At 57.6% G+C, this 12,072-nt stretch carries 9 protein-coding genes; 8 read left to right on the forward strand and 1 reads right to left on the reverse strand.

Going from position 1 to position 12,072, the window contains the following annotated elements; translation table 11 throughout:
* The first annotated feature begins 3 nt into the window (after nt 1-3).
* The 8 genes from KEM63_RS05780 to KEM63_RS05815 all read left to right on the forward strand — a co-directional run bounded on the left by KEM63_RS05780 (nt 4) and on the right by KEM63_RS05815 (nt 9,999).
* Nucleotides 4-600, forward strand: coding sequence for a sugar transferase (locus tag KEM63_RS05780; protein WP_279346939.1), 597 nt, complete (start codon nt 4-6; stop codon nt 598-600).
* A complete protein-coding gene (locus KEM63_RS05785) occupies nt 597-1,214 on the forward strand; it encodes an acetyltransferase (protein ID WP_223655247.1) in 618 nt (205 codons plus the stop codon). Before KEM63_RS05780 ends, KEM63_RS05785 begins: the two co-directional genes overlap by 4 nt.
* Before the next feature lie 64 nt (nt 1,215-1,278).
* Nucleotides 1,279-2,460, forward strand: a complete 1,182-nt coding sequence (locus KEM63_RS05790; protein ID WP_223655248.1) for a DegT/DnrJ/EryC1/StrS family aminotransferase — start codon at nt 1,279-1,281, stop codon at nt 2,458-2,460.
* A 148-nt stretch (nt 2,461-2,608) separates the two neighbouring features.
* Nucleotides 2,609-3,529 (forward strand): UTP--glucose-1-phosphate uridylyltransferase GalU, encoded by a 921-nt coding sequence (gene galU / locus KEM63_RS05795; RefSeq protein WP_223655249.1) that lies wholly within the window; start codon nt 2,609-2,611, stop codon nt 3,527-3,529.
* A gap of 9 nt (nt 3,530-3,538) precedes the next feature.
* Entirely contained in the window at nt 3,539-4,837 is a 1,299-nt protein-coding gene (locus tag KEM63_RS05800) for a UDP-glucose dehydrogenase family protein (RefSeq protein WP_223655250.1), read from the forward strand.
* Nucleotides 4,837-6,486 carry a glucose-6-phosphate isomerase gene (pgi, locus tag KEM63_RS05805; RefSeq protein ID WP_228744800.1) on the forward strand — a complete coding sequence of 550 codons (1,650 nt, stop codon included), beginning with the start codon at nt 4,837-4,839 and terminating at the stop codon, nt 6,484-6,486. The genes KEM63_RS05800 and pgi overlap by 1 nt, the downstream gene beginning before the upstream one ends.
* 11 nt (nt 6,487-6,497) lie before the next feature.
* On the forward strand, nt 6,498-7,892 hold the full coding sequence (locus KEM63_RS05810; RefSeq protein ID WP_223655251.1) for a phosphohexomutase domain-containing protein: 1,395 nt from the start codon (nt 6,498-6,500) through the stop codon (nt 7,890-7,892).
* Between the two features lie 88 nt (nt 7,893-7,980).
* On the forward strand, nt 7,981-9,999 hold the full coding sequence (locus tag KEM63_RS05815) for a polysaccharide biosynthesis protein (RefSeq protein ID WP_223655252.1): 2,019 nt from the start codon (nt 7,981-7,983) through the stop codon (nt 9,997-9,999).
* Nucleotides 10,000-10,081: 82 nt separating this feature from the next.
* On the opposite strand, the gene glmS is transcribed toward KEM63_RS05815, so the two are convergent.
* Entirely contained in the window at nt 10,082-11,911 is a 1,830-nt protein-coding gene (gene glmS / locus KEM63_RS05820; RefSeq protein WP_223655253.1) for a glutamine--fructose-6-phosphate transaminase (isomerizing), read from the reverse strand.
* Between the last annotated feature and the right edge of the window lie 161 nt (nt 11,912-12,072).

Here is a 12,072-nt window from a genome sequence, read left to right on the forward strand (position 1 = left end):
ATGATGTTGAAGAGAATCATGGATTGTCTGGTCGCCTTGCTTGCCTTGCTATTGCTGGCACCTGTGCTTGCTATCGTAGCTTGGCAGGTACGCTGCAACCTTGGAACGCCAGTGTTGTTTCGGCAGGTACGCCCGGGTTTGAATGGTAAGCCGTTCGAGATGGTGAAATTCCGCACTATGAAAGACGCGGTTGATGCGAACGGGACTCCCTTGCCTGATTCCGAGCGCCTCACGTCATTCGGCCAGTTTCTTCGTTCGACCAGTTTGGATGAGTTGCCCGAACTGTGGAATGTCTTGAAAGGCGACATGAGCCTGGTTGGACCACGGCCTTTGTTGATGGAGTACCTTCCGTTGTATTCGGCTGAGCAGTACCGTCGCCATGAGGTAAGACCGGGAGTCACCGGGTGGGCCCAGGTAAACGGACGTAACGCCTTGGGATGGAATGAAAAGTTCATGCTCGACGTCTGGTACGTCGACAATCAAACGCTGTCGTTGGATATCAAGATTCTATTTTTGACCGTGAAAAAAGTGCTAGTGCGCGACGGTATCAGCGCTGATGGCGAAGCCACAGCAGCGAGATTTACTGGGAATGACTCGTGAAGCGGCTGGCTATCTTGGGCGCCAGCGGCCACGGGAAAGTAATCGCCGATTGCGCGGAGGTTTGCGGCTGGGAGACAGTCATATTTTTCGACGATGCTTGGCCAGCTAAGCGATCGATTTCCAGGTGGTCTGTTGAAGGTGATATGGCGGCCTTGCTAAAGCGGTTATCAGATTTCGATGGCGTGTTGGTTGCCATAGGTAACAATGCTGTACGGCAGTCCAAGCTGACCGCATTGGCTCAACACGGCGCGAAGCTGACGACGTTGGTTCACCCGTCAGCTTTAGTCAGTCGTTCCGCTCGCGTTGGAGTCGGTTCGGTTGTACTTGGCGGGGTCGTGATAAACGTTGATGCTTCAATCGGTATGGGCGCGATCATCAACACTGGTGCGACAGTTGACCATGACTGCGTGCTTGGAATTGCGGTTCATATCAGCCCAGGAGCTCATTTGGCAGGAGGGGTCGTAATAGGAGATCAGAGTTGGCTTGGCATCGGTAGTTGTGTTCGCCAGCTAGTGCGTATTGGCTCTGGTGTCACAGTGGGAGCCGGAGCGGCTGTGGTGAGCGATGTTGCTGACGCATGTACCGTTGTCGGTGTTCCCGCTCGGGTGCTCTGACGGGCCTCCACGTCTTCCGATTAATACAGCCAGGACTTGGCTGCCTTCGTTCCGAGATATTTCTATGCTTAACACCCCTTTCTCACCCTGGCCTTGCTTTACTGACGAGGAGGCCGACGCGGTGCGTGACGTCCTGCTATCAAACAAGGTCAATTACTGGACTGGTAACGAGGGCCGCGAGTTTGAAAAAGAATTTGCTGTTTGGGCCGACTCTGATCATGCAATTGCATTGACCAACGGTACGGTAGCTCTGGATCTGGCGTTGAAAGCGCTAGGGATCGGTCCGGGAGACGAAGTGATCGTCACTTCGCGCACGTTCCTTGCATCGGCTTCGAGTATCGTGACTGCTGGGGCTGTGCCTGTGTTTGCAGACGTCGATGCGGTGTCGCAGAACATCACGCACGAGACTGTCAGTGCGGTCCTGACAGAGCGAACCAGGGCGGTCATCTGCGTCCATCTCGCCGGCTGGCCGTGTGACATGGACCCGATCATGGCGATGGCCAAGCAGCAAGGATTTTTTGTAATCGAGGATTGTGCCCAGGCACACGGCGCTCGCTACAAAGGGCGTTCGGTCGGGTCGATTGGCCACATCTCGGCATGGTCCTTCTGTCAGGACAAGATTATGACCACCGGCGGAGAGGGTGGCATGGTTACAACCAACGACCGCGACCTGTGGAAGCGGATGTGGGCTTACAAGGATCACGGTAAGTCGTGGGATGCGGTTTATGAGCGTGAGCACCCGCCGGGTTTCCGTTGGCTGCATGAGAGCTTCGGCACTAATTGGCGCATGACTGAAATACAGGCGGTGCTCGGGCGGATTCAACTGCGTCGCATGAAAGAATGGACCGCGGCCCGCACGCAGAACGCGCAGCGTATATGGGAAACCTGCCGCGGCTTCGCATCGCTCAAGGTGCCCAGTTTCGACGAGGCCACGGGGAGCACTCATGCGCATTACAAGTGCTACGTGCAGATCGAATCGGAGCGTTTGGCGCAAGGCTGGGGGCGAGATCGTATCATCGAGGCCATAAATAAAAGTGGCGTGCCGTGCTATCAAGGCTCCTGCTCCGAGGTCTATCTCGAAAAGGCGTTCGACGACACTGGCTGGCGTCCAACTGAGCGTTTGCCCGTCGCGAAACGGCTGGGAGAAACCAGCTTGATGTTCCTTGTCCATCCGACACTGACCGGCGAGGAATTGGAAAAAACCTGCGCCGTGATACGCGAAGTCATGACTGAGGCGACGGCCTGATCCAGCCTTTTGACGGGCTGTAGGATTTGCGAAAAAACGATCACGACCATCGATCGGAAATGGAACTTAGGGGCGTAGAAACGTTCCACACAACAGGCAGGTTGGCGTCCCGTTTCATGGCTAGCTTGCGCCCCCGCAAGCTTATGGCATGCATGGACATCGAATTGATTTTTTGATACATGGAGTTCTCGTGAAGGTTACAAAAGCTGTTCTACCCGTGGCCGGACTCGGCACGCGCTTCCTCCCGGCCAGCAAGGCCATTCCGAAGGAAATGGTCACTGTTGTTGATAAGCCCGTCATTCAGTACGTTGTCGAGGAAGCCCTCGCCGCAGGCATCGACGAGATCATTCTGGTCACACACTCCAGCAAAAAAGCCATCGAAGATCATTTCGACACGCACTACGAATTGGAAGCCGAGCTCGATCGGCGCGGCAAGCATGAGCTCCTTGAGATTTTGCGTGAAACGGCTCCTGCCAATCTGAAGGTTACTGCCGTTCGCCAGGGCAAGGCGCTCGGCCTGGGCCATGCCGTGAATTGTGCTCGTGCAGTCATCGGAAACGAGCCATTTGCCGTGATGCTTCCCGATGTTCTGGTAGAGCAGAAGGGCTCCAGCGTAGACCTGGGTGTAATGGTGCAGCACTTCGAGCAGACCGGTCGCGCACAGATCATGGTCGAGCCGGTTCCCTACGAGCTTGTCAGCCAGTACGGGGTGGTGGATGTGGCGGGGGTCGACCTTCAGGCCGGCGAAGGCACTGCCATGCATCGCGTTGTGGAAAAGCCGCCTCGCGAGGAAGCGCCCTCGAACCTGTCGATCGTTGGCCGGTATGTGCTCCCGGCTCGCATTTTCGAGCTGCTCGACGAGACCAAGCCTGGTGCAGGCAACGAAATTCAGCTGACCGACGCCATCGCCGCATTGATGAAAGAGCAGGGCGCCGATGCTTTCCGCATCGCTGGACGCTCCTTTGATTGCGGCAGCAAGCTTGGCTACCTGGAAGCAACCGTCGCGTACGGTGTAAAACATCCCAAACTCGGTGAGGGATTCAGGGATATTCTCAAGCAATATATGTAAGGGGCGTGCATGTTCATCGATGTGTATGGAGACACGTTGTGCGCTTTGGTAAGTGCCGCTGCCCTGGCCTCTACCGGACATAACGTCACCATGCGGGTCCCCAAGGGGCCCGCTGCAACCACGCTCGCGAGGGGCGGTTGCCCATTTCGCGAGCCGGGTCTTGCTGAAATGATCGCCGAGCAGACTACCGCGGGCCGGTTCCGGCTTGCGCGCGTCGATGAGCAGGTAGACGACAAAACCTCGGTCGTCTGGCTGGGTCTGTCGCCGAATGATACCCATATCGCTTATGACGCGATCGCGGCGTTGCCCTCAGGCCCGGAGCGTAGCTGGCTTCTGATCAATCAGTCCACCTTCCAGGTGGGTACTACTGAAGCGTTGCAGAAAGCGTTGCGCGAACTGCCTGGCGCGTCAACTGCTCAACGCGCAGCTGTAGCGGTGCCGGATTTGCTGATCGAAGGCTCCGCGCTGCAAAGCTTTCTCAACGCCTCTCAATGGTTGGTGGGCTGTGATTCCGAGTGGGCTCAGCGGATGACGGGCGAAATTCTCCGTCCTTTCAACCGCCGCATCGACCGAATGATGTTCATGCTTCCGCGCGAAGCCGAGTTCACCAAGCTGGCGATCACCGGCATGCTGGCTACACGCCTGAGCTTCATGAACGATATGGCCAACCTGGCCGATATGCTCGATGTCGACATTGAGCGGGTACGACGCGGGATGGGCGCGGACAAGCGTATCGGCGAAGGCTATCTCTACCCCGGTTGCGGTTTCGGCGGGTTGGCGTTCTCGCGCGATGTGATGAGCCTGGCTTCAACCTTGCAGTTGAGCGGTATTCAGGCGCAACTGCTGGATCAGGTCTTGCGCATCAACGAGCGTCAGAAGGAGTCGCTGTTTCGCAAACTCTGGCGCTACTACGGCACAGACCTTCAAGGACGCAAGATTGCGATCTGGGGCGTGGCGTTCAAGCCCGAATCAGCGCGTATCGACAACGCTCCAGCCTTGCGTTTGATCGAGGCTTTATGGGCACAAGGTGTGCAAGTACACGTCCATGACCCTAGAGCGATGCCGGCTTTGACCGAATGGGCTGGCGGTCCTCGCGACGATCTGATCCTGCATCAGGACCCGTACGCGGCCCTGGTTGATGCCGATGCGCTGATGCTGGTCACGGAGTGGAAGGCTTACTGGAGCCCGGACTTCGCGCATATGAAGGCGAGCATGCGGCATCCATTGTTGCTCGACGGCCGCAACGTGTGGGACCCGGAGTACATGAAAGAGATCGGGTTTGAGTATTTCGGAATCGGACGACGCTGATGACTGACGCCAAGAAACGCCAATGGAACGAGCTGCTTTCGCACGGAGCGACGGCTGGCAAGCAGCACCTCGCCGAACTCTTCGCAGCAGACCCGGACCGATTTTCAAAGATGCACCGTCAGTTCGGCCCGCTACTGTTCGATTTTTCCAAGCAACGTGTCACGGAAGAGACCTTGAATCAACTGTTCGAGCTGGCCCGAACGCACGAGTTGAGTGAGTGGATCGGCCGCCTCTTTGCCGGGGAAAAGGTCAATGACACCGAAGGCAGGGCGGCCATGCACTGGGCGTTGCGACTGCCACCCGATGCGCGCTGCGAGGTAGATGGTGAGAACATTACCGCCGAGGTGCACGAGCAGCTTGCCCGGATGGAGCGTATCGTCGCCAAGATTCAGGCAGGCCAGTGGCGCGGCGCGACGGGCGAAGTGATCACCGACGTGATCAACATCGGTGTTGGTGGCTCCGATCTCGGGCCGCTGATGGTGACCGAGGCACTGGCCGACTTTACGACCCGGACTCGGCAAAGACTGAATATTCACTTCGCATCGACGATCGATGGCAGTCAGTTGTCGCAGTTGCTGCGGGACAAGAAACCGCAGACAACGCTGTTCATCGTATCGTCCAAATCGTTCACCACCATCGACACCCTGACCAATGCCGCGACTGCACTACAGTGGCTGCAGCGTTCGTTTGGCCGCCGTGCCAATGCCAGTGTGCTGCATTGCCACTTTATTGGTGTCTCTGCCTCGCCAGACAAGATGACCGAATGGGGCATCGCCGAAGAAAATCAGATCGGGTTCTGGGGCTGGGTGGGTGGGCGCTATTCGATGTGGTCAGCAATCGGTCTTCCGATCGCGCTGAAAATCGGTATGCAGGGCTTCCGGGATTTTCTCGCGGGCGCCTACGACATGGACGAGCACTTCAAGAATGCGAGGTGGGAGGAAAACCTGCCGGTTCTGATGGCCATGATTGGTGTCTGGAACACCAACGTTCTGGACATTAATGGTCTGGCGATTCTGCCTTACGATGGCCGCCTGAAGCAGTTGCCGCTGTACCTCGAGCAGCTGGAAATGGAGTCGAACGGCAAAAGCGTCACGCGGGAAGGCGAGCCGGTCGAGCACGCTACCTGTCCGATCATCTGGGGCGATGTGGGCCCGAATGCGCAGCACGCGTTCTACCAGTTGCTGCATCAGGGCACCGAGGCGGTGACCTGCGATTTCATCGTGCCGGCCCGCCGGTATCATGAATCGCTGCACCATGACGCTGCAGATGAGCTGATCGCCCAGCATCAGCTGGCGCTGGCAAACTGTCTGGCGCAGTCACGCCTGTTGGCATTGGGTGACGCGGCGTTGAAGGATGCCGAAAGCCAGCCGCTGTACATGCGCTATCGCGGCAACCAGCCAAGTTCGACATTGCTCCTCGATGAATTGAATCCCTACAGCCTCGGAGCTGTGATCGCCTTGTATGAGCACAAGGTGTTCGTGCAATCGGTTATCTGGGGCATCAACCCGTTCGATCAGTGGGGTGTGGAAATGGGCAAGAAGATTGCCATGACCACGCTCGGCAAGATTCGCGGGGAAGATAACGAAACGGATGACACTGACGTCTCCACCGCCGGCCTGCTACGCCGGATTCGCGCAGAATGGAAATAATGGGAACCGACATGACACAGCTGACCTGCTTCAAGGCTTATGACATTCGTGGACAGCTTGGTACGGAGCTGAATGAAGATATCGCTTACCGTATCGCCCGCGCCTTTGCGAAATTTCTCAAACCGCGCAGCATTGTGCTGGGCGGAGACGTACGTGAGACATCGCCCCAGTTGAAGGCAGCGCTGGCCAACGGCTTGCGCGATGAAGGTGTAGACGTGCTGGACCTGGGGCTCGCAGGGACCGAGGAAGTGTACTTTGCTACCTTCCACCTTGGCGTGGATGGCGGCATCGAGGTCACTGCTTCGCATAATCCGATCGACTACAACGGCTTCAAACTGGTGCGCGAGGGCTCGCGTCCGATCTCCGCCGACACCGGCCTGGCAGACATTCGCCAGATGGCCGAGCAGATGAGCGTTACCCTCGAGGATGGCCGAGATCCGTCGGTACCGGACAGCGCACGCGGCAAATACGAAAAGGTAGATACGCGCCAGGCGTTCGTCGAGCACCTGATGGGCTACATCGAGCCTGACAAGTTCACCCCGCTGAAGCTGGTGGTGAATGCGGGAAACGGCGCGGCCGGTCCGGTGATTGATGCCATCGAGCAGGCCTTCAAGGCAAAGCAGATACCGGTAGAGTTCATCAAGATCTGCCATGAGCCGGACGGCACCTTCCCCAATGGTATCCCCAATCCGATTCTGATCGAGAATCGAGAGACCACCAGCAAGGCCGTGCTGGAGCACAAGGCAGACATGGGTATCGCTTGGGACGGCGACTTCGACCGTTGCTTCCTGTTTGACGAGCAGGGGCGCTTCATCGAGGGCTATTACATCGTCGGCCTTCTGGCGGAGGCGTTCCTGAAGAAAGAGCCTGGTGCAGCGATCATCCATGACCCACGCCTGGTGTGGAACACCGTCGAGCAGGTTGAAGAAAATGGTGGCCGCGCGGTGCAGACCAAGGCAGGTCACGCGTTCATCAAGGAGCGTATGCGCAAGGAAGACGCAGCCTATGGCGGCGAAATGAGCGCGCACCATTACTTCCGCAACTTCGCTTACTGCGACAGCGGCATGATCCCGTGGCTGCTCGTGGCAGAACTGCTCTGCCGCAAGGGAGTGCCCATGTCCGATATGGTCGGTGAGCGCATTGCCGCGTACCCGTCATCCGGCGAGATCAATCTCAAGGTCAACGATGCGCCTACTGTCCTCAAGGCAATCGAAGCGCAGTATACGAAGGACGCGCTCGACGTCGACTACACGGATGGGGTCAGTATTTGCTTTACGGACTGGCGTTTCAATCTGCGGGCATCCAATACCGAGCCGGTTATTCGTCTGAATGTGGAGAGCCGTGGCGACTTTCAGCTAATGGAACGTCAGACTAAGCGCCTGTTGGAGGCGATTCGTTCGATGTGATGGGTAGTATTCTTCGGTTGGACCGCTAAAATGGCGCCCTAGGGCGCCTTTTTCGTTGTTACATTTTTGAGTCGAGCGGAAGAATAGTTTGTTAAAAGAACGTCTCGTTTCGTTGAGCTACACGCAGAAACGCATTATTCAGATCCTAGCCGACGTGCTGTTGATCTGGATTGCGCTGTGGTTGGCTTTCTATCTTCGAATGGGAAGCGAAGGCTGGCTATGGCCGGGGCCGGGGCAGACACAGATATTCCTGCTAGCGCCGATTCTGGCTGTGCCATTTTTCATTCGTTTGGGTATGTATCGTGCTGTCATGCGGTATGTCGGTACGGATGCGCTGACCTGTATTTTCAAAGCGGTGTCCATTGGGCTTCTAGCACTTGGTAGCGCAATACTCCTGCTGGACATCTCAGGTACCGGAATCTTCCGCTCTCGATCAGTCCTGTTCATGTATTGGTGCTTGAGTTTGTTGCTGCTTGGCGGGCTTCGACTGGTAGCGCGTGAATATTTCACCGGCGACTGGTTTACGGCAGGTCGCGCTGTGATCCGCCCCAGGGGCGCAGGATTCGGAATTCCTGTCGCGATTTACGGCGCTGGAGGCGCCGGAAATCAACTACTCGCCTCCATTAAAATCGACGGCACATACAAACCTGTGGCGTTCGTTGATGACGACCCGAACCTGGCTGGCCGTACGGTGTCCGGTCTGCCGGTGTATCCGTCGGAACGCATCGGCGAGATGATTGCAGCTACCGGTGTAGAAGAATTGTTCCTGGCGATCCCGTCTGCCACTCGTATGTATCGTCAGAAGATATTGTCAACACTCGAACAGTATCCTCTTCATGTTAGAACTATGCCTGCTATCGCTGACATTGCTTCGGGCAAGGTGAAGGTAGACGACTTGCAGGAAGTCGATATTGCTGACCTCCTGGGGAGAGATTGCGTGCCTCCTGACCATGGTCTGTTCGAACGTTGCATCAAGTCTCGTGCGGTGATGGTGACGGGGGCCGGAGGGTCCATTGGTAGCGAGCTTTGTCGGCAGATAGTGTCAGCCCAGCCCCGCACGCTGATCTTGTTTGAGCATAGCGAATTCGCCTTGTATGCCATACATACGGAACTTGCGAGCCTAGTGGCGGCGCAGGGCTTATCGATTCAGCTTATTCCAATTCTCGGGTCAATTCGCAATAAGAGTCGGCTTGAGCAAGTTACTGCCAAATGGGGCGTCCACACGATCTATCACGCTGCTGCCTACAAGCATGTACCCATCGTGGAGTTTAACGTTGCCGAAGGCATCATGAATAACGTGTTCGGCACATTGAACGTGGCGCAGGTCGCTATCAAATGTCAGGTCGAGAACGTGGTCCTGATTTCCACTGACAAAGCCGTCCGTCCGACCAACGTTATGGGGTCCACGAAGCGGATGGCCGAGATGCTCATGCAGGCATTGAGTGTGGAAAAGGCCCCGGCCCTATGGGGCTATGATTCAGTTCTGAAGCACATGAACCGTACGCGCTTCACCATGGTTCGTTTCGGAAACGTACTTGGTTCATCAGGCTCGGTGATTCCGCTGTTCCGCGAACAGATCCGTGCTGGGGGACCGGTCACGGTGACGCACCCGGAAATCACCCGCTATTTCATGACTATCCCGGAAGCCGCCCAGCTGGTTATACAGGCCGGGGCGATGGGCACAGGCGGAGACGTTTTCGTGCTCGATATGGGTGAGCCCGTGAAGATTGCGAATCTGGCCAGAAAGATGATCTCATTGTCCGGTCTTTCCGTGAAGGATTCCAACAACCCAAATGGCGACATCGAGATTGTTTTTTCCGGTCTCCGCCCTGGCGAGAAGCTCTATGAAGAGCTTCTGATTGGCGATAACCCTCAGGAAACACAGCATCCGAAAATTCGTCGAGCAAGCGAAGTTTTTATAAGCTGGGACCGGCTTTTGCCGGTCCTGGACACCATCCGTCAGGCGGTCCGCAACAGTGACTACGATGTAATCAGGCAGACTTTGCTGAGCACGGCTTTAGGGTACGAACCCAGCAGCGAAATCGTCGACCTGCTGTATCAACCAGAAGAACAGGCAGCCATGCGATCTAATAGAGTAGAGGGGTAAGGGACCCGAGCGCGTCCCCAGATCAGCTGTCGAAGGTCGGCCGGGCTCTTCGCCCGGCTTCCTGCGGGGATCAACTCGCGCTTCACTCCACAGTCACAGACTTTGCCAGATTCCGCGGTTTATCCACATCGGTCCCCTTCACCAGCGCTACGTGATAGCTAAGCAGCTGCAGCGGGACTGTATAGAGGATGGGCGAGATGCATTCTTCCACCCACGGCAGGCTGATGGTTTCGGTGGTGCCGTCCTCGCTCTGCTCGACACGCTCACACGCAAAGGTAATCAGCTGCCCACCACGCGCCCGCACTTCCTCCAGATTCGACTTCAGCTTCTCAAGCAACGCATCGCTCGGCGCCACACTCACCACTGGCATATCTTCATCCACCAGTGCCAGCGGCCCATGCTTGAGCTCGCCAGCGGCGTAGGCTTCAGCATGAATGTAGGAAATCTCCTTGAGCTTCAGCGCGCCTTCCATGGCGATCGGATAATGCGTGCCGCGGCCCAGGAACAGGGCGTGATGCTTGTTGGCGAAGCGCTCGGCGAGTTCGGCGATGCGGGTGTCGAGCTCGAGAGCCTGCTCGACCATCTTCGGTAATGCGTTCAGCGCGTTGATGTTGGTGATGATCAGTTGCTTGTCGCCACCACGGGCCTGTACCAGCGCGGTAGTCAACCACAGCAGCGCCACCAGCTGGGTGGTGAATGCCTTGGTCGACGCGACGCCAATTTCCGGGCCTGCATGGGTCAGCAGACGCCAGTCCGCCTCGCGCACTAGGGAACTGCCGGCTACGTTGCACAGAGCCAGTGTTGCGAGGTAGCCCTGATCCTTGGCAAAGCGCAGCGCAGCGAGGGTGTCTGCAGTCTCGCCTGACTGGGAAATGGTAATCAACAGGGTGTTCTTCGGCACCACCACGGTGCGGTAGCGGTACTCGCTGGCGACTTCGACCTGACAGGTGATGCCGACCTGCGCCTCGATCCAGTAGCGGGCAACCAGGCCGGCGTGGTAGCTGGTGCCGCAGGCGACGATGTGGATATGCTCGATGTCGGCCAGGCGCGTTTCGGCTTCCGGGCCGAGCAGGGCGGTGAGCACATGGTCGTCACCCAGCGTGCCCGCCAGCGTCTGGGTGATCGCCTCGGGCTGCTCGTAGATTTCCTTGAGCATAAAGTGGCGATACTCGCCCTTGTCCAGGCTGTGCGCGGCATGTTCGTAGCGCTTGACGGGGCGGTCTACGGTTTCGTGCTGACGGTTCCAGATGTCGCACTGCTCACGCGATACACGCGCATAGTCGCCTTCTTCAAGGTAACGGAAGCAATCAGTGACCTGCAGCAGGGCCAGCGGGTCGGAGGCAATATAGTGCTCTTCAACGCCTTCGCCGATAACCAGCGGGCTGCCCATGCGCGAGCAATACAGCGTCTCGGGCTCGTCTTCATGGAGGACCGCAAGGGCGTAGGCGCCGTGGATTTCGCCCAGCGTCTGGCGGAATGCCTCAAGCAGATCCTTGCTTTGCTCGTAGTGATGGGCGAGCAGGTGGGCGACCACTTCGGTGTCGGTTTCGGAGGTGAAAACGTAGCCCAGGTCCTTGAGCTTCTTTCTTAGCGGTGCGTGGTTTTCGATGATGCCGTTGTGGACAACGGCCAACCTGTTGGACACGTGCGGATGTGCATTGTGCTCGGCGGGCTTGCCGTGGGTCGCCCAGCGCGTATGGGCGATGCCCATGTGACCCAGCGCCGGTGTTTCGCTCAGGCTCTTTTCCAGCTCGATGACCTTGCCGACTGCCCGGACTCGCTGAATGCCCTTGCCCTGCGCCAGGACGGCTACCCCGGCCGAATCATAGCCGCGGTATTCGAGGCGTCGCAGGCCTTCGATCAGGATGGGAGTGATATTACGCTGGGCGATGGCGCCGACGATTCCGCACATGGGGTGTCCTTGTTGCGATCTGCAAAAGGACGGAGTTTAGCACCGCGCCAAAGTGCCCGGTAGGTTCATGCAGTCTGGCGACGGTGTCAGTCAATGGTGAGAGAGCCGTTCTCGGCGCGATTGGGTGCGAAGGGCGAGTCCGCTATCGCGGCGGGGCCGCC

Origin of the sequence: Halopseudomonas nanhaiensis, assembly GCF_020025155.1 — a bacterium.
Classification (GTDB): Bacteria; Pseudomonadota; Gammaproteobacteria; order Pseudomonadales; family Pseudomonadaceae; genus Halopseudomonas; species Halopseudomonas nanhaiensis.

What these genes read in the sequence shown, in the direction of transcription:
- KEM63_RS05780 (WP_279346939.1), top strand. Translation starts at nt 4, where the DNA reads ATGTTGAAGAGAATCATGGATTGTCTGGTCGCCTTGCTTGCCTTGCTA.
- KEM63_RS05790 (WP_223655248.1), top strand. Translation starts at nt 1,279, where the DNA reads ATGCTTAACACCCCTTTCTCACCCTGGCCTTGCTTTACTGACGAGGAG.
- galU (WP_223655249.1), top strand. Translation starts at nt 2,609, where the DNA reads ATGCATGGACATCGAATTGATTTTTTGATACATGGAGTTCTCGTGAAG.
- KEM63_RS05800 (WP_223655250.1), top strand. Translation starts at nt 3,539, where the DNA reads ATGTTCATCGATGTGTATGGAGACACGTTGTGCGCTTTGGTAAGTGCC.
- pgi (WP_228744800.1), top strand. Translation starts at nt 4,837, where the DNA reads ATGACTGACGCCAAGAAACGCCAATGGAACGAGCTGCTTTCGCACGGA.
- KEM63_RS05810 (WP_223655251.1), top strand. Translation starts at nt 6,498, where the DNA reads ATGACACAGCTGACCTGCTTCAAGGCTTATGACATTCGTGGACAGCTT.
- glmS (WP_223655253.1), bottom strand. Translation starts at nt 11,911, where the DNA reads ATGTGCGGAATCGTCGGCGCCATCGCCCAGCGTAATATCACTCCCATC.